General features: G+C 71.1%; 15 protein-coding genes and 2 pseudogenes. 7 read left to right on the forward strand and 10 right to left on the reverse strand.

Going from position 1 to position 16,575, the window contains the following annotated elements; all coding sequences use genetic code 11:
- Positions 1–35: 35 nt before the first annotated feature.
- Positions 36–1,721, forward strand: a complete 1,686-nt coding sequence (locus ACIQPR_RS12305) for a GAF domain-containing protein (protein ID WP_403645925.1) — start codon at positions 36–38, stop codon at positions 1,719–1,721.
- A gap of 233 nt (positions 1,722–1,954) precedes the next feature.
- Positions 1,955–2,425: pseudogene (locus ACIQPR_RS12310) on the forward strand (M23 family metallopeptidase); the annotation flags it as partial.
- Position 2,426: 1 nt separating this feature from the next.
- Here the strand turns inward: ACIQPR_RS12310 and ACIQPR_RS12315 are convergent.
- From ACIQPR_RS12315 to ACIQPR_RS12350, 8 genes and pseudogenes are all read right to left on the reverse strand, one after another.
- Positions 2,427–3,314: an HAD hydrolase family protein gene (locus tag ACIQPR_RS12315; protein WP_403646469.1), complete on the reverse strand. Its 888-nt coding sequence runs from the start codon at positions 3,312–3,314 to the stop codon at positions 2,427–2,429.
- 90 nt (positions 3,315–3,404) lie between these two features.
- Positions 3,405–4,307, reverse strand: a complete 903-nt coding sequence (locus tag ACIQPR_RS12320) for an LLM class flavin-dependent oxidoreductase (RefSeq protein ID WP_403645928.1) — start codon at positions 4,305–4,307, stop codon at positions 3,405–3,407.
- Between the two features lie 42 nt (positions 4,308–4,349).
- Positions 4,350–4,624: pseudogene (locus ACIQPR_RS12325) on the reverse strand (hypothetical protein).
- A gap of 31 nt (positions 4,625–4,655) precedes the next feature.
- Positions 4,656–5,204 (reverse strand): RNA 2'-phosphotransferase, encoded by a 549-nt coding sequence (locus ACIQPR_RS12330; protein WP_403645931.1) that lies wholly within the window; start codon positions 5,202–5,204, stop codon positions 4,656–4,658.
- Between the two features lie 122 nt (positions 5,205–5,326).
- A complete protein-coding gene (locus ACIQPR_RS12335; RefSeq protein ID WP_403646471.1) occupies positions 5,327–6,241 on the reverse strand; it encodes a MerR family transcriptional regulator in 915 nt (304 codons plus the stop codon).
- A gap of 107 nt (positions 6,242–6,348) precedes the next feature.
- A complete protein-coding gene (locus tag ACIQPR_RS12340; RefSeq protein ID WP_403645934.1) occupies positions 6,349–7,251 on the reverse strand; it encodes a metal-dependent hydrolase in 903 nt (300 codons plus the stop codon).
- The gene (locus tag ACIQPR_RS12345; RefSeq protein ID WP_403645936.1) at positions 7,248–9,071 is read right to left on the reverse strand and encodes an SDR family oxidoreductase; all 1,824 of its coding nucleotides are present in this window, start codon (positions 9,069–9,071) and stop codon (positions 7,248–7,250) included. The genes ACIQPR_RS12340 and ACIQPR_RS12345 overlap by 4 nt, the downstream gene beginning before the upstream one ends.
- Complete coding sequence (locus ACIQPR_RS12350; protein ID WP_403645939.1) at positions 9,068–9,910, reverse strand: M24 family metallopeptidase; 843 nt, start codon at positions 9,908–9,910, stop codon at positions 9,068–9,070. The genes ACIQPR_RS12345 and ACIQPR_RS12350 overlap by 4 nt, the downstream gene beginning before the upstream one ends.
- A gap of 247 nt (positions 9,911–10,157) precedes the next feature.
- Here ACIQPR_RS12350 and ACIQPR_RS12355 point away from each other — a divergent pair, with 247 nt between their 5' ends.
- The 5 genes from ACIQPR_RS12355 (at position 10,158) to ACIQPR_RS12375 (ending at position 14,050) form a co-directional block, all read left to right on the forward strand.
- A complete protein-coding gene (locus ACIQPR_RS12355) occupies positions 10,158–11,156 on the forward strand; it encodes an ABC transporter ATP-binding protein (RefSeq protein WP_403646474.1) in 999 nt (332 codons plus the stop codon).
- Entirely contained in the window at positions 11,146–12,054 is a 909-nt protein-coding gene (locus tag ACIQPR_RS12360; RefSeq protein WP_403645942.1) for an ABC transporter permease subunit, read from the forward strand. Before ACIQPR_RS12355 ends, ACIQPR_RS12360 begins: the two co-directional genes overlap by 11 nt.
- Positions 12,051–12,962: an ABC transporter ATP-binding protein gene (locus ACIQPR_RS12365; protein ID WP_019073425.1), complete on the forward strand. Its 912-nt coding sequence runs from the start codon at positions 12,051–12,053 to the stop codon at positions 12,960–12,962. The genes ACIQPR_RS12360 and ACIQPR_RS12365 overlap by 4 nt, the downstream gene beginning before the upstream one ends.
- Before the next feature lie 11 nt (positions 12,963–12,973).
- Positions 12,974–13,693, forward strand: coding sequence for an ABC transporter permease subunit (locus ACIQPR_RS12370; RefSeq protein ID WP_403645945.1), 720 nt, complete (start codon positions 12,974–12,976; stop codon positions 13,691–13,693).
- A gap of 117 nt (positions 13,694–13,810) precedes the next feature.
- Positions 13,811–14,050, forward strand: coding sequence for a hypothetical protein (locus tag ACIQPR_RS12375; RefSeq protein ID WP_403645948.1), 240 nt, complete (start codon positions 13,811–13,813; stop codon positions 14,048–14,050).
- A 334-nt stretch (positions 14,051–14,384) separates the two neighbouring features.
- Here ACIQPR_RS12375 and ACIQPR_RS12380 read toward each other — a convergent pair whose 3' ends face one another.
- On the reverse strand, positions 14,385–15,188 hold the full coding sequence (locus tag ACIQPR_RS12380) for an HAD family hydrolase (RefSeq protein WP_403645949.1): 804 nt from the start codon (positions 15,186–15,188) through the stop codon (positions 14,385–14,387).
- Entirely contained in the window at positions 15,185–16,462 is a 1,278-nt protein-coding gene (gene serS / locus ACIQPR_RS12385; protein WP_403645950.1) for a serine--tRNA ligase, read from the reverse strand. The genes ACIQPR_RS12380 and serS overlap by 4 nt, the downstream gene beginning before the upstream one ends.
- Between the last annotated feature and the right edge of the window lie 113 nt (positions 16,463–16,575).

The raw sequence follows: 16,575 nt of genomic DNA on the forward strand, positions 1-16,575 counted from the left end.
TTTCCATGGCAAAAGGTACTAATTAGGCTCGGGGTATGTCTGCCGCGCCGAGTACCGGTCCCCCGTCGCCCTCCCCAGGGCTGTCGGCCGAACTGGCCGCACGCGTGCCGCAGTTGCTGGCGGCGATGCGGTCCGTGGGCAGCGGCCTCGAACCGCACGCCACGCTGGAGCGGATCTGCGAGGCGGCGGCCATGCTGACGGGCGCCCGTTACGCGGGGCTCGGTGTCGTCGACGAGGACGGTGACAGCCTCTCCGACTTCGCTTTCCACGGCGTGGACGCGGGAACCGCGCGGCGCATCGGCCGGTTTCCCGACGGGCACAGCGGGCTGCTCGGCGCCCTCATCAGGGAACCGGACCCGGTCCGGCTCGCGGAGGTGACCCAGGATCCGCGTTCCTGTGGCTTCCCCGCGCACCACCCCAGGATGAGCGGCTTCCTCGGTGTTCCGATCCGCGTCCAGGGCGAGGTCTTCGGGAATCTCTATCTGGGCGAGAAGCGCGGCGGGGGACCGTTCGGCGACGACGACGTCGACATGGTCCGGATCCTGGCGACCGAGGCCGGCATCGCGATCGGCAACGCCCGGCTGTACGAGGCCGCCCAGCAGCGCGAGCGGTGGATCGACGGCTCGGTGGCCGTCACGACCGCCCTGTTGTCCGGCGGGGACACCGAGGACGCGCTCCAGGTCGTCGCGGAACAGGCCCGCCGGCTGTCCGGGTCGGCGGCCGGGATCGTGCTGCTGCCCGCCGCCGAGGGCGGAATGGAGATCGTCGCCGTGGCCTCGGAGCGGCCGTCGAAGGCGCTCGGCGCGGTCGTGTCCCCGGAGAGCGAGATCGTGGCCCAACTGCTCGAAGGACGGCCGGTGTTCGTGGCGGACGCGGCCAGCGATCCCCGACTGGTCACCGGTCTCGCCCGCGCGTACGGGCCGGTCATGGCGCTTCCGCTCCAGAGCGGCGGACGCGTCCTGGGAGCCCTCGTCACCCCTCGGGCGCCGGGCGGGCGGCCGTTCACGGAGGCGGAGCGCACCCTCGCGATCCAGTTCGCCTCGCAGGCCGCGCTCGCGCTGATGATGGCCGAGGCCCAGCGCGACCGGGAACGCCTCGCGGTCTACGAGGACCGGGACCGCATCGCCCGCGAACTGCACGACCTGGTCATCCAACGGCTGTTCACCACCGGGATGATGCTGGAGGGCGCCCGGCACGGCTCGCTCGTCCCCGAGGTGCGCCAGGGCGTCGGCAACGCCGTCGACGAACTCGACATCACCATCCAGGAGATCCGCACCGCGATCTTCGCGCTCCAACAGGGGCCCGCCGAAGCCCCGTCCGGGCTGCGCACCCGGGTGCTGCGGGAGATCAACACGGCCGCCGTCCCCCTCGGGTTCACGCCCGGGCACCGCTTCGTCGGCGCGGTCGACACCGAGGTCGGCGACCTCACCGGCAAGAACCTCGTCGCGGCCCTGCGCGAGGCCCTCTCCAACGCCTTCCGTCACGCGGCGGCCACCCGCGTCGAGGTGGTCGTCGACGCGACCGCGACCCTTCCGGACGGACGGCCGGGGGTCCGGCTCACCGTCGCGGACGACGGGATCGGCATCCCGGAGGGCGGCCGTCGCAGCGGCCTGCGCAACCTCAAGCGGCGGGCCGAGTCCCTGGGCGGCGACAGCTGGTACGGGCCCGGCATCGGCGAGAACGGCGGCGGCACGACGGTGGTGTGGCAGGCACTCGGCTGAGCCCGCCGCCACCGGCCTCCCGTTGAGCCGTTCGCGTCGCCCTGTCCCCCATGCGTACGACGTGAACAGGGCATCGGTCCGCCGCGCGGGTCACGATCACTGACATGCCGTCATCCCACCGTCACCCACTGCTCGTTCCGGTGCTGCTGTGCGCGCTCGCCGTGCTGGCGGCCCGCCCCGGCGACGGCGGCGGCCACACCGCCGGTGCCGGGCGGACGAACGGCTCGGCCGGGTCGGCCGGGTCGGGCTCCTGTCCGGGCGCCGTCCACCTCGACCAGCCGCCCACGACCGAGACCGCCGCATGGGTCGCACCGGTGGAGACGGGTGAACTGTCCGCGGGATTCGGCAGCAGCGGCTCCCGCTGGGCGAACCGGCACACCGGCCAGGACTTCGCGGTGCCCACCGGCACACCGGTCCGGGCGGCCGGAGCGGGCCGCGTACTGCGGGTGTCCTGCGGTGGCGCCTTCGGCACCCAGATCGTGGTCGAGCATCCGGACGGCTACTGCACGCAGTACGCCCATCTCGCCGCCGTGGCCGTCGACGAGGGGGACCGTGTCGCCACCGGCCAGTGGATCGGCGAGTCCGGCACCACCGGCAACTCGACCGGTCCCCACCTGCACTTCGAGGTACGGACCGACCCGGAGCAGGACTCGGCGGTCGATCCGCTGCCGTGGCTGGCGGCCCGCGGAGTGGCCGTCGGCTGAGTCAGCGCCGCTCCGCCAGCATCCGCTCGATCACGACCGCGACGCCGTCCTCGTTGTTGTCGACCGTCCGCCCCGAGGCGGCGGCGAGCGCGTCGGGGTGCGCGTTGCCCATCGCGTACGACCGCCCCGCCCAGGTGAGCATCTCGACGTCGTTCGGCATGTCCCCGAAGGCGACGACCTCCTCGGGCGCGACACCCCGCTCGGCGCAGCACAGGGCGAGCGTGCTCGCCTTGGAGACACCGGGACCGCTGATCTCCAGCAGAGCGCTGGGGCTGGACCGGGTGACGTTCGCGCGGTCGCCCAGCGCGAGGCGCGCGGTGGCCAGGAAGTCGTCCGGGTCGAGATCGGGGTGGAACGCCAGGATCTTCAGCACCGGCTCGTCGGCCCCCGGGGCGTCCGCCGCGAGCAGCTTCTCGGCGGGCGCCAGGGTGTCCGGGATCTCCATGTGCAGCTTGGGATACGCCGGCTCCTGGTAGAAGCCGTAGGTCTGCTCGATCGCGTACACCGTCCCGGGCGCCGCCTCGCGCACCAGTCGTACGGCGTCGAGGGCGTTGTCCCGTGCCAGTTCGCGGACCTTCACGAAGCGGTGGGCGCCGGGGCCGCCGTGCAGGTCGACCACGGCGGCCCCGTTTCCGCAGATCGCCAGGCCGTGGCCGTGGACGTGCTCGCTGACGACGTCCATCCAGCGCGCCGGGCGGCCGGTCACGAAGAAGACCTCGACACCCGCCTCCTCGGCAGCCGCCAGGGCGGCCACCGTGCGGGGGGACACCGACTTGTCGTCGCGCAGCAGAGTGCCGTCCAGGTCGGTGGCGATCAGTCGTGGCGGGACGGCGGAGGCCGGGGTCTCGGGCTGTCGAGTCGCTGAGGTCACCCGGCCATTCTCCCGCATATGCCCGCACGGCCGTGCGACGGTGCGCACATGTGAGTGGTTACGGCCCCTGTCAGGGCCCTCGCGCCCGAGGTCAGGGGTGCCACCGGGTCAGCGGAGCTGCGTGGGGGCTTCCATCGCGATCTGCTCGAAGACCTTCTCGTCCGCCGCGAAGTCGGAGTCCGGGACGGGCCAGTGGATCACGATGTCGGTGAAGCCCAGTTCCTGGTGCCGACCCGCGAAGTCCACGAAGGCGCCGAGGGACTCCAGCGGCCGGCCGCGGTCTGGGGTGAAACCGGTGAGCAGGATCTTGTCGAGTTCGGCCGCGTCCCGGCCGATCGCCGCGCAGGCGTCGGCCAGTTTCTCGACCTGCCCGCGAATGGCGTGAACCGACTGCTCCGGGGTGCCGCTCTCGAACAGCCGGGGATCACCCGTGGTCACCCAGGCCTGCCCGTGGCGGGCGGTGAGCTTCAGACCGCGGGGCCCGGTGGCGGCCACCGCGAACGGCAGCCGGGGCCGCTGCACACACCCCGGGATGTTCCGGGCCTCGTGCGCCGAGTAGAAGTCGCCCTCGTAGGACACCGAGTCCTCGGTGAGCAGCCGGTCCAGCAACGGAACGAACTCGCCGAAACGGTCGGCACGCTCCCGTGGGGTCCACGGGTCCTGTCCGAGCGCCGTGGCGTCGAAGCCGGTGCCGCCCGCACCGATGCCGAGGGTGATGCGTCCGTCGGAGACGTCGTCGAGCGTGATGAGGTCCTTGGCGAGGGTCACCGGGTGCCGGAAGTTGGGCGATGTCACGAGCGTGCCCAGACGCATCCGCTCGGTGACGGCCGCCGCCGCGGTGAGGGTCGGTACGGCGCCGAACCACGGGCCGTCCCGGAAGGTGCGCCAGGACAGATGGTCGTAGGTGTAGGCGGTGTGGAAGCCGAGCTGTTCCGCGCGCTGCCATGCTTGGCGGCTCCCCTCGTTCCAGCGGCGGTACGGGAGGATCACGGTGCTCAGGCGCAGGTTCATGGATCCCAGGCTATGCGGCTGTCCGTGTTTCACGTGAAACCGTCACCTGATGCGGCCGTTCAGCCACGGTGTGAGCGTGATCATCGAGATCCACTCCTTGTGCGCCCGGTCGCCGGGCAGCGGCACGACCAGACCTCGTGCGGGAGGGAACCGTCGGGGTCGGTGGTGACGCCGAAACCCGCGGCGGTGCGGCGCGAGGTCTGGTCGGCGCCGATGTCGTGGGTGACCTCCATCTCGCGCCCGTACTCGTCCGCGAGGACGCACAGGGCAGTGACGGCAGCCTCGGTGCTGGCGAAATGGTCCACACCTCTCATCATGCCGGGAGCGGCACGGCCGAGGCGGTCGGGGTCAGGGGGATTCGGGGAAGCGCAGGTAGCGCGCGGGGACCGCCTCGGTGAGCCAGACGCCGTTCTCGCTGACCCGGAACACATGGCCGTCGCCGTGCATCGCGCCCGCGTCCACGGCGAGCACCACGGGCCGGCCGCGGCGGGCGCCCACGCGGGTGGCGGTCTCCCGGTCGGCGGAGAGGTGCACGGCGTGGCGGTTCATGGGCCGGAGGCCTTCGGCCCGGATCGCGTCCAGGTTGCGTGCCACCGTGCCGTGGAAGAGGTACGACGGCGGGGTGGCCGGGGGCAGTCCGAGGTCGACCTCGATGCTGTGGCCCTGGCTGGCGCGGATGCGGGTGCCCTCGATCGCGAAGCGGCGCTTGTCGTTCGTCTCGACCACGTGGTCGAGTTCCTGGCGGGTGAAGCGGAACCCGTGCGCGGCACAGGCGGCGATCAGCGTGTCGATCTCGACCCAGCCGGCCTCGTCGAGCGCGAGCCCGATCCGCTCGGGCTGGTGGCGCAGGTGTTTGGAGAGGTACTTCGACACCTTCACGGTGCGTCTTTCGTCCATCGGCTCAGCATGACGGGAGAGACGCGGATCACGCATTTTCTTTTAGGGCCGATGTTTGGTCCACAACCAACTGTAGTTATCCACAAGGGATTTGGCGTTTCTGTGGATAACTCCCTGTCATGTCACACCCGTTCGTCAAGATCAGCTGGGGGCCGCCCCCTTGGCATGAGCGCATCCAACCCCCTTGCCCGCAGCTCCCGTTCAGCCGCCAGCGCGATGAACTCCGCCGCGTTCGCCGACCCAACCAGCGCCTCCACGGCCCGCATTGTCTCCTCGGGCACGGCAACGGAACGTGACGAGGACACCGTGGGTGAGGACTCCGCCGTACCGAGGTGCTGTCGCAGGGAACGGTTGGCGAACAGCCGCATCGCGCGGGCGAGTTCCGCGTCCACCGTCTGCTGGGCGAGCGGACGCAGACGCCGTACGAGCGAGGCCGCTTCGGCCGCGTCCGCGTCGGTCGGACGGTGTGGTCCTTCGAGGTAGCGGGCGAAGACGTGCTCGGTGGTGAACTCCAGGAAGCGGGAGGCGATGTGCTCGACCTGGACCCTCAACTCCCGCAGGTGGGACGAGATCGCGGAGAGCGGGACCCCCGAGGCGTACAACTCGACCGCCACGGCCAGCTCTTGGGGGCTCGGCACGAGGAAGGAGTCGGTGTCTCCGGGGACCGGCTCCAGTACGCCGAGTTCGACGGCCTCGGCGACGGCCGTGTCGTCCGGGCTGCCGCCGAAGCGGCGCTCCAGTTCGGCGCGCGAGATCCTGCCCGCCTCCTCGTCGGTCCACGGCCCGTCCACCTCGGCGACCAGCCCGAGCACCCCGCCCAGGCCCCGGCCGGTGTCCCAGGCCTCCAGCAACTCCTTGATGGAGGCCAGGCCGTAGCCCCGGTCGAGCAGATCCGCGATCTGGCGCAGCCGGGCGAGGTGGACGTCGGCGTACACATTGGCCCGGCCGCGCCGCTCGGGGCGGGGGAGCAGGCCGCGGTCCTGGTAGGCGCGGATCGTGCGCACGGTGGCGCCGCTGAGCCGCGCGAGATCCTCGATCCGGTACGCGGCCTGACCGGAGCCAGTGCCAGTCCCGGTGCCGGAGCCGCCACGGCTGTCGCTGTTGCTGCCGTTGCCGCCCCCGGTGTCCGAACCGCCGCCGGCGTTCACGCGGCCCCCGTCCGGGCCGCCGGTGACCGTCTCAGGTACTCCACCGCCCGGCTCAGGGATCCCTCGCGCGACGGATGGTGGGAGGGCCGCAGATAGCGGGGGACGGCCGCGCCGAGGGACCGCCAGGTGGGCAACAGGCCGCCGCGTACGGCCCTGTTGTGCTCGGCGAGCGAGTAGCGGACGCGTCCGGCGAGTTCGGGGTCGTGGCGGATCAGGTGGGCCGTGCCCCAGGCCCACAGGTAGAGCATCACGGGCGCGGTGACCGTCATGCCGGCGATACGGCGGGCGTACCGGGGGAGGCCCCGGCCCCCGCAGTGCTGGAACATGTCGAAGGCCACCGCGCGGTGTTCGACCTCCTCCGCGCCGTGCCAGCGCAGCAGATCGAGCATGATCGCGTCGGCGCCCGCCCGGTCGAGGTCGTCCGCGGCCAGGATCCAGTCGCCGAGCACCGCCGTGAACTGCTCGATCGCCGCGACGACCGCCAGCCGGAAGCGCAGCCACTCGCGGTCGGGCAACGGCGCCCCGAGCGGCGGGCGTTCGCCCAGCAGCCGTTCGAAGAGGAAGTCGACGTACCGGGTGAAGCCGGTGGTGTCGAGGCGCTGGGCCGCGAGATGGTCCAGCACGTGCGCGTGCTGGACGCTGTGGGTGGCCTCCTGGCCCATGAACCCCTTGACGTCCGCGAGGAGTTCGGGGTCCCTGACCAGTGGCAGGCCCTCCTTGAGGACCTTCACGAACCACCGCTCCCCCGCCGGCAGCAGCAGATGCAGGACGTTGATGACATGGGTGGCGGTCGGCTCGCCGGGGATCCAGTGCAGGGGTGTGCGCGACCAGTCGAAGGCGACGCGGCGGGGTGCGATCGGATGCTGTCCGCGCGTGGGGGCTTCGTCCGCGGCCGTCACAGCGGCGGCTCCAGCCGGGCCACCGCCCGCAGTGCGCGCGGGGCGAACCGGGACAGCAGATGGGCGCCGCGCGCCTCCGGGGTGACCGGTACGACGGCCTGGTCGCGGACGACCGCCCGCAGGATCGCGTCGGCGACCTTCTCCGGCGGGTAGTTGCGCAGCCCGTAGAGCCGCGCCGACCGCTTCTGGCGCCGTCGCTCCTCGTCGGCGTCGGCCCCGGCGAAGTGCGCGGTGGAGGTGATGTTGGTGTTGACGAGGCCCGGGCAGATCGCCGAGACGCCGATCCCCTGCCCGGACAGCTCCGCGCGCAGGCACTCGCTGAGCATCAGGACGGCCGCTTTGGAGGTGCTGTAGGCGGGCAGTGCCTTGGAGGGCTGGAACGCCGCCGCCGAGGCGGTGTTGACGATGTGGCCGCCCTGGCCGCGCTCGGCCATCTGCTTCCCGAAGAGCCGGCAGCCGTGGATGACGCCCCACAGGTTGACGTCCAGGACCTTCTTCCAGTCCTCCGAGGTGGTGTCGAAGAAGGAACCGGAGAGTCCGATTCCGGCGTTGTTGACGAGGACGTCCACCACGCCGTACTCGCCGGCGACCTTCGCGGCGAGCTTCTCCATGGCCGGCCCGTCGGAGACGTCGACCGCCTCCGCCCAGGCCTCGGGAGCGCCGATCAGCCGGGCCAACTCCGCTGTGCGGGTGGCGCTTTCGGCGTCCCGGTCGACGGCCACCACGCGCGCGCCCGCCTCGGCGAACGCGAACGCCGTCGCCCGCCCGATCCCGCTGCCCGCTCCGGTGACCAGCACGAGCTGCCCGCCGAACCGCTGGGCGTACTCGCCGCTCCGCGCGGCCACCGCTCCCTTTCCGCCGGACGTCACCCGACCCCTCTCCCTGAACGTCACCGGGCTCCCTCCGCCGACGGTTTCGTGGGTGGTTTCGTCGGCGGTCACGAACTCCGTGATCCAGGAGGCCAGTTGGTCCGGCCTGGTGCGCGGGATCCAGTGCTTGGCCGGCAGCGTCCGCCGCACCAGCTCCGGCGCCCACTCCTCCAGCCCGTCGTAGAGCCGCTCGGAGAGAAACGCGTCCCCCAGGGGCGTGATGAGCTGCACGCGCGCGTGGGCATACGCGTCGGGGCGGGGTTCGCGCAGTCTGGCGCGGACGTTGTCGCGGTACAGCCAGGCGCCGTGGGCCGCGTCCGAGGGCAGCGAGGCGGTCGGGTAGTCGCCCCCGGGGACCTTCTCGACGCGCTCCAGGATCTTCGGCCAGCGTCTGCCGAGCGGGCCGCGCCAGGCGAGTTCGGGGAGCACGGGCGTGTGCAGCAGGTACACGTACCAGGACTTGGCGCCCTGGCCCAGGAGTTGGCCGACGCGGCGCGGGGTGGGCCGGGTCAGGCGCTTGTTGATCCAGTGCCCGAAGTGGTCGAGAGACGGGCCGGACATCGACGTGAAGGAGGCGATACGGCCCTTGGTGCGCGCGACGGTGACGAACTCCCAGGACTGCACCGAGCCCCAGTCGTGCCCCACCAGGTGCACCGGACGGTCCGGGCTGACCGCGTCCGCGACCGCCAGGAAGTCGTCCGTCAGCTTCTCCAGGGTGAACCCGCCCCGCAGCGGCTGCGGGGCGGTGGAGCGGCCGTGGCCCCGGACGTCGTAGAGCACGACGTGGAAGCGGTCCGCGAGCCGGGACGCGACCTCGGACCACACCTCCTTGGTGTCGGGGTAGCCGTGCACCAGGACCACCGTGGGGTTCGAGGTGTCCCCCAGTTCGGCGACGCACAGCTCGATCCCGCCGGTCCGCACCCTGCGCTCGCGCGCACCCTCAAGCGTCACTTGTCCTCCGCCCAGCGCCGCACGTGCGGCAGATCGTCGTCCAGCCAGAAGGCGCTCTCCTCGGGGTCCCTGGAGTCGGTGACGACCAGGATCTCCTCGAACTTGGCGCCCGTGCCCCGGAATCCGAGATGCGGTTCGACCGCCCACAGGCCAGGGTGCGGGGGGTGGTCGGAGAAGCGGTACGGCGACCAGAGCGGGGACCAGCCCTCGCGGTGGCCGTGCAGCGCGTCGCTCGCCAGGCCCTTCAGGGCCTGCGTACCGAACCCGAACAGGCTCGGGGACCAAGGGCGTTCGGCGACCCGGTCGACCTTGTGCGCGATCACACCGAAGGGATACGCGCGGTGTCGGTTGGCGTAGCCCTGGCGGACCATGAGGCGGTCCACGTCCTCGTAGATCTCGCGCAGCGGGCGCCGTTCGCGCACCTCGCGCAGGAGCAGCTCGCGATGGACCTCCAGGTCGGCGATCAGCCGGTCCTGGAGCGGATTGGCCCCCAGGGTGCCCGCATAGCCGATGTCGGCCGTGAAGCCCCTGTACACCGGGGCCATGTCCAGGATGAACGGCATCCCGGGCTCCAGCTTGCGGTTCGTGGGGAAGAACTGGAGCGGTACTCGGAAGTCGGTGAAGGCCGTGCGGTCGCCGAACCAGGCGAAGGGCAGGTGGAACCAGTCCCGCACCCCCTTCGCGCGCAGCCACGACCGCTGCATGCGCGCCGCGTCCCGCTCGGTCGTCCCGGGCTCCAGCCGGGCCGCCACCGCCTCGGCGCACTCGTACGCCAGCCGCTGGACCTCCCTGAACCCCCGCAGTTCCGCGGAGAGTTCGCGTGTCACCGCCGTAGTCATGCCACCGCCCCACCTGTCCACACCGACTGCGGTACGTGCTCGTAACTTGACACTGGTGAATGTGACAGTTGTTAGAGGCTGCGTCAATAGACTTGATCCCCGCCTGTGGACAACTCCGCGAAGGCGGTGGCGTAGCTCTCAGGTAGGGGCATCCCCTACGGGCCCGTACGTCTGGAGTCTGATGTGAGGACAGCTCTGCGGGGTGACGACCGGAGTGGTCCGCGTCACTACCTTCGTGGACGTGACTGTGATCGCGACCGAAAGCCTGAGCAAGCGGTTCCCCCGGGTGACCGCGCTTGACCGGCTCTCCGTGGACGTCGGACCCGGTGTGACGGGGCTCGTCGGTGCCAACGGAGCCGGCAAGTCCACCTTGATCAAGATCCTGCTGGGTCTGTCCCCGGCGAGCGAGGGGCGGGCCGAAGTGCTCGGCCTCGACGTCGCCACCAAGGGCGCCGCCATCCGCGAGCGCGTGGGATACATGCCGGAGCACGACTGCCTGCCGCCCGACGTCTCGGCCACCGAGTTCGTCGTCCACATGGCGCGCATGTCCGGCCTCCCGCCGACCGCCGCGCGCGAGCGCACCGCGGACACGCTGCGCCATGTCGGCCTGTACGAGGAGCGCTACCGCCCCATCGGCGGCTACTCGACGGGCATGAAGCAGCGCGTCAAGCTCGCGCAGGCCCTCGTCCACGACCCGCAGCTGGTCTTCCTGGACGAGCCGACCAACGGCCTGGACCCGGTCGGCCGCGACGAGATGCTCGGCCTGATCCGCCGCATCCACACGGACTTCGGCATCTCGGTCCTGGTCACCTCGCACCTGCTGGGCGAGCTGGAGCGCACCTGCGACCACGTGATCGTGGTCGACGGCGGCAAGCTCCTGCGCTCCAGCTCCACCACGGACTTCACGCAGACCACGACCACCCTGGCGATCGAGGTCACCGACACCGACGAGCACCCGGACGGCACCCGCGCGGTGCGCGACGCGCTCCACGCGCGCGGGGTGGACACCCACGACGGCAGCGGCCTGCCGGGCGCGGGCCACGTCCTGCTCCTGACGGCCTCGGGCGAGGAGACGTACGACCTGGTCCGGGACGTGATCGCGGACCTCGGCCTCGGCCTGGTGCGCATGGAGCAGCGCAGGCACCACATCTCCGAGGTCTTCACCGACACGAGAACCGACACCGGCACCGACACCGGAACCGGCAGCGACACGGAGCGGAAGGAGGCCGTAGGCCATGGCAATTGACCAGCCCCTGGTCCCCCAGCCGGGCGACCAGACCCGTATCCACAACATCGGCTACCGCACCTACGACGGCCCCCGGCTGGGCCGCTCCTACGCCCGGCGCTCCCTCTACTCGCAGTCCCTGCGCGGCGCCTACGGCCTCGGCCGCTCGGTGAAGTCCAAGGTGCTGCCCATGCTGCTGTTCGTGGTCATGTGCGTGCCCGCGGCCATCATGGTGGCCGTCGCGGTCGCCACGAAGGCCAAGGACCTGCCCGTCGACTACACGCGCTACGCGATCATCATGCAGGCCGTCATCAGCCTCTACGTCGCCTCCCAGGCACCCCAGTCCGTCTCGCGCGACCTGCGCTTCAAGACCGTGCCGCTGTACTTCTCACGGCCGATCGAGACCGCCGACTACGTGAGGGCCAAGTTCGCGGCCCTCGCCTCGGCCCTGTTCGTCCTGACGGCCGCCCCGCTGATCGTGCTCTACGTAGGCGCCCTGTTGGCCAAGCTGGACTTCGCCGACCAGACCAAGGGCTTCGGCCAGGGGCTCGTCTCCGTGACCCTGCTCTCGCTGCTGTTCGCCGGCATCGGCCTGGTGATCGCCGCGGTCACCCCGCGCCGCGGCTTCGGCATCGCGGCCGTCATCGCCGTACTGACCATCTCCTACGGCGCCGTCTCCACCCTCCAGGCCATCGCCGACGCGCAGAACGCCAGGAGCGCCATCCCCTGGATCGGCCTCTTCTCGCCGGTCACCCTGATCGACGGCCTCCAGTCGGCGTTCCTGGGCGCGAGTTCGGCCTTCCCCGGAGGCGTCGGACCCACCCACGCGGAAGGCGCCGTCTACGTCCTCGCCGTCCTGGGCCTCATCGCCGCGACCTACGGCCTCCTGATCCGCCGCTACCGGAAGGTGGGCCTGTGACCACGCTCTCCATCGACCACGTCTCCCGCTGGTTCGGCAACGTGGTCGCCGTCAACGACATCACCATGAACGTCGGCCCCGGAGTCACCGGACTCCTCGGCCCCAACGGCGCCGGGAAGTCCACCCTCATCAACATGATGGGCGGCTTCCTCGCCCCCTCCACCGGCACCGTCACCCTCGACGGCCAGCAGGTGTGGCGCAACGAACAGATCTACAAGCACATCGGGATCGTCCCCGAGAGGGAGGCGATGTACGACTTCCTCACGGGACGTGAATTCGTCGTCGCCAACGCCGAGTTGCACGGCCTCGGCGCCAAGGCCGCGCAGAAGGCGCTGGCCACGGTCGAGATGGAGTACGCGCAGGACCGCAAGATCTCGACGTACTCCAAGGGCATGCGCCAGCGCGTGAAGATGGCGTCCGCCCTGGTCCACGACCCCTCGCTGCTCCTGCTCGACGAACCCTTCAACGGCATGGACCCGCGCCAGCGCATGCAGCTCATGGACCTGCTGCGGCGGATGGGCGACGAGGGCCGCACGGTGCTCTTCTCGTCCCACATCCTCGAAGAGGTCGAACAACTCGCCTGGCACATCGAGGTCGTGGTCGCCGGACGGCACGCGGCCAGCGGCGACTTCCGCAAGATCCGCCGCCTGATGACCGACCGCCCGCACCGCTACCTGGTCCGCTCCAGCGACGACCGCGCCCTGGCCGCCGCCCTGATCGCGGACCCGTCGACCTCCGGCATCGAGGTCGACCTGGCCGAGGGCGCGCTGCGCATCCAGGCCGTCGACTTCGGCCGCTTCACCGCCCTGCTGCCCCGGGTGGCCAGGGACCACGGCATCCGGCTGCTCACCGTCTCGCCGTCCGACGAGTCGCTCGAATCCGTCTTCTCGTATCTCGTCGCGGCGTAGGAGGCCAAGAGATGTACGACCCCACAGTCGCCCGGCTCACCTACCGGGCCCTGCTCGGCCGCCGCCGGGCCCTCATCCTGGGCGCGCTGCCCCTGCTGCTGATCGTGATCTCCGTGGTGGTCCGCGCCCTCGCCGGCGCCGACGACCAGACCGCCGTCGACGTCCTGGGCGGCCTCGGCCTCGCCACGATGGTGCCGATCATCGGCGTCATCGCGGGCACGGGCGCCATCGGACCGGAGATCGACGACGGCTCCGTGGTGTACCTGCTGTCCAAGCCGCTGAAGCGGCCCACCATCATCTTCACCAAGCTGATCGTGGCCGTCGCCGTCACCATGGTGTTCTCGGCGGTGCCCGTGCTCGTCTCCGGGCTCATCCTGAACGGCAACGGCCAGCAGATCGCCGTCGCCTACACGGTGGCCGCCCTGGTCGCCTCCATCGCCTACGCGGCGCTCTTCCTGCTGCTCGGCACGGTCTCGCGGCACGCGGTGGTCTTCGGGCTCGTCTACGCCCTCGTCTGGGAGGCCCTGTTCGGCTCCCTGGTGCCCGGGGCGCGCACGCTGAGCGTCCAGCAGTGGTCCCTGGCCGTCGCCCACAAGGTGTCCGGCGGCGAACTGGTGACCTCGGACGTCGGGCTGACCACGGCCACGGTGTTCCTGATCGTGGTCACCGTGGGAGCGACCTGGTACGCCGGGCAGAAGCTGCGCTCGCTGACCCTCGCCGGCGAGGAGTGACAGTCCGGACCGGGGACGACGGTCCTGGCGAGAAATGACAGGTCCTGATCTTGACGGGGACTTCATCTCTGTCCGGGCACACTGGACAAACGGGGACGCACGGCTAGGAGGACGGGGATGGCTGGACAGGCACCGTACGGCGGCGGACAGGCCGAATCGGGGGACGGCTGGGACAAGTTGGTCCTGGACGACGACTTCATACGGTCCGCCGAGACGGCCGAGCCGTCCGCCCGCGCCCGGATGCTCGCGGCGCGCTGGCGCAACGAGTCGCCCGAGCCGCAGCCCTGGCGCTCCGACGAACCGCCCGCGGGCTGGTTCTTCAGCAAGGCGCGCCGCCGCAAGTGGCGTCTGCGCTAGCCGCTCCCGAGGCCGCCGCCCGCTCATGAGGCGGCTGCTCTTTTATTCGGTGGCGTCCAACTCGGCGTACAGGCACAGTTGTTCTGTCGACGCCGGATCAGCCGGCGCCACCTACTGGGAGAGGAGCTGGACGATGTCGATGCACGACAGGACGTCCAACTCCCTTCAGGGCAGCCCGCGGCGGTCTCCGGAGTAGTTACCCCTCCGTCGAGCCGCCCACTACGGGGAGCTGCCCGGGGCGGTCGCTTCGAGCACGCGACTCATTATCGCGTGGGCCGCCCTCCCTTTCGCCCCCGTCCCAGGGGGCGTGACGGGCTGGGGCGGTTGCCCACGTCTACGCGAGCAACCGCTCCAGCACGACCGCGATGCCGTCGTCCTCGTTCGAGGACGTCACCTCGTCGGCCACCGCCTTGAGTTCCTCGTGGGCGTTGGCCATCGCCACGCTGTGGGCCGCCCACGCGAACATCGGTATGTCGTTGGGCATGTCGCCGAAGGCGATCGTGTCGGCGGCCTTCAGGCCCAGCCGACGGGCCGCCAGCGACAGACCGGTCGCCTTGGTCAGGCCCAGCGGAAGCAGTTCGACGATGCCCTCGCCGGCCAGCGCGACCGAGACGAAGCCGCCCGCCGCCTCGCGGGCGGCTTCGGCGAGTTCGTCGTCCGTGAGCGTCGGGTGCTGGATGTAGATCTTGTTCAGCGGTGCCGCCCACAGCTCGGACACGTCCGTGAGCGGGGTGGAGGGCAGCGAGCCCTTCACCGCGTACCCGTCGCCGACCAGCACATCACCGTCCAGGCCGTCCTGGCTCGCCGCCAGATACAGCGGGCCGACCTGCGCCTCGATCTTGGCGAGCGCCACGGCGGCCAGTTGCCGGTCCAGGGTGACCGAGGTCAGCAGACGGTGCTCCCCGGCGTCGTAGACCTGCGCGCCCTGGGCGCACACCGCGAGGCCCTCGTAGCCGAGGTCGTCGAGGATGTGCCGGGTCCAGGGGGCCGCGCGGCCGGTCACCACGATGTGCGCGGCACCGGCCTCCGTGGCCGCCGCGAGGGCGGCACGGGTGCGCGGCGAGATCGACTCGTCGGAGCGCAGGAGCGTTCCGTCGAGGTCGGTCGCGATCAGTCGGTAGGGGAAGCCGGTGCTCACTTGGCGACCGGTTCGAGGACCTCACGGCCGCCCAGGTAGGGACGCAGCACCTCGGGCACGCGCACCGAACCGTCGGGCAGCTGGTGGTTCTCCAGGATCGCCACGATCGTGCGCGGTACGGCGCACAGCGTGCCGTTGAGCGTGGCCAGCGGCTGCACCTTCTTGCCGTCGCGCAGCCGTACGGAGAGCCGGCGGGCCTGGAAGCTGTCGCAGTTGGAGGCCGAGGTCAGCTCGCGGTACTTGCCCTGGGTCGGGATCCACGCCTCGCAGTCGAACTTGCGGGAGGCCGACGCGCCGAGGTCGCCCGAGGCCACGTCGATGACCTGGTAGGGCAGTTCGAGGCCGTCCAGCCACTGCTTCTCCCAGTCCAGGAGGCGTCGGTGCTCGTTCTCCGCGTCCTCGGGGAGGACGTACGAGAACATCTCGACCTTGTCGAACTGGTGCACGCGGAAGATGCCCCGCGTGTCCTTGCCGTAGGTGCCGGCCTCGCGGCGGAAGCACGGGGAGAAGCCCGCGTAGCGCAGCGGGAGCTTGTCGGCTTCGAGGATCTCGTCCATGTGGTAGGCGGCGAGCGGGACCTCGGAGGTTCCGACCAGGTAATAGTCGTCCTTCTCCAGGTGGTACACGTTCTCCGCGGCCTGGCCGAGGAAGCCGGTGCCCTCCATGGCGCGCGGGCGGACCAGCGCCGGGGTGAGCATCGGGATGAACCCGGCCGCCGTGGCCTGCGCGATGGCCGCGTTGACGAGCGCCAGCTCCAGGAGGGCGCCGACGCCGGTGAGGTAGTAGAAGCGCGAGCCGGAGACCTTGGCGCCGCGCTCGACGTCGATGGCGCCCAGCGCCTCGCCGAGCTCCAGGTGGTCCTTGGGCTCGAAGCCCTCGGCGGCGAAGTCGCGGATCGTGCCGTGCGTCTCCAGGACGACGAAGTCCTCCTCGCCGCCCACCGGCACGTCCGGGTGCACGAGGTTGCCGAGCTGGAGTGCGAGGCGCTTGGTCTCCTCGTCCGCCTCGTGCTGCTCGGCGTCGGCCGCCTTGACGTCGGCGGCGAGCTGGCCGGTCCTCTTGAGCAGCTCGGCCTTCTCGTCGCCGGCGGCCTTGGGGATGAGCTTGCCGAGCGCCTTCTGCTCGGAACGCAGCTCGTCGAAGCGGACGCCGGACGACCTGCGCCGCTCGTCGGCGGACAGGAGAGCGTCGACGAGCGCGACGTCCTCTCCACGGGCGCGCTGGGAGGCGCGCACACGGTCGGGGTCCTCACGGAGCAGGCGAAGGTCAATCACGCGGACCAGGCTACCGGTGCGGGGTTCGGGCTCACGACTTGGTATTCCGAACCGCGGCTTACATCCAGTTATGGGCTAATTGCGGAGAGTGTTCATGCCGGTGGACGCGAGTC

The organism is Streptomyces sp. NPDC091280, from assembly GCF_044768565.1.
In the GTDB taxonomy this organism is placed as follows: Bacteria; Actinomycetota; Actinomycetes; order Streptomycetales; family Streptomycetaceae; genus Streptomyces.

Coding starts and splice junctions, on each gene's coding strand:
- ACIQPR_RS12305 (WP_403645925.1), top strand. CDS start 36: ATGTCTGCCGCGCCGAGTACCGGTCCCCCGTCGCCCTCCCCAGGGCTG.
- ACIQPR_RS12315 (WP_403646469.1), bottom strand. CDS start 3,314: ATGCGGGAGAATGGCCGGGTGACCTCAGCGACTCGACAGCCCGAGACC.
- ACIQPR_RS12320 (WP_403645928.1), bottom strand. CDS start 4,307: ATGAACCTGCGCCTGAGCACCGTGATCCTCCCGTACCGCCGCTGGAAC.
- ACIQPR_RS12330 (WP_403645931.1), bottom strand. CDS start 5,204: ATGGACGAAAGACGCACCGTGAAGGTGTCGAAGTACCTCTCCAAACAC.
- ACIQPR_RS12350 (WP_403645939.1), bottom strand. CDS start 9,910: ATGACTACGGCGGTGACACGCGAACTCTCCGCGGAACTGCGGGGGTTC.
- ACIQPR_RS12360 (WP_403645942.1), top strand. CDS start 11,146: ATGGCAATTGACCAGCCCCTGGTCCCCCAGCCGGGCGACCAGACCCGT.
- ACIQPR_RS12370 (WP_403645945.1), top strand. CDS start 12,974: ATGTACGACCCCACAGTCGCCCGGCTCACCTACCGGGCCCTGCTCGGC.
- ACIQPR_RS12375 (WP_403645948.1), top strand. CDS start 13,811: ATGGCTGGACAGGCACCGTACGGCGGCGGACAGGCCGAATCGGGGGAC.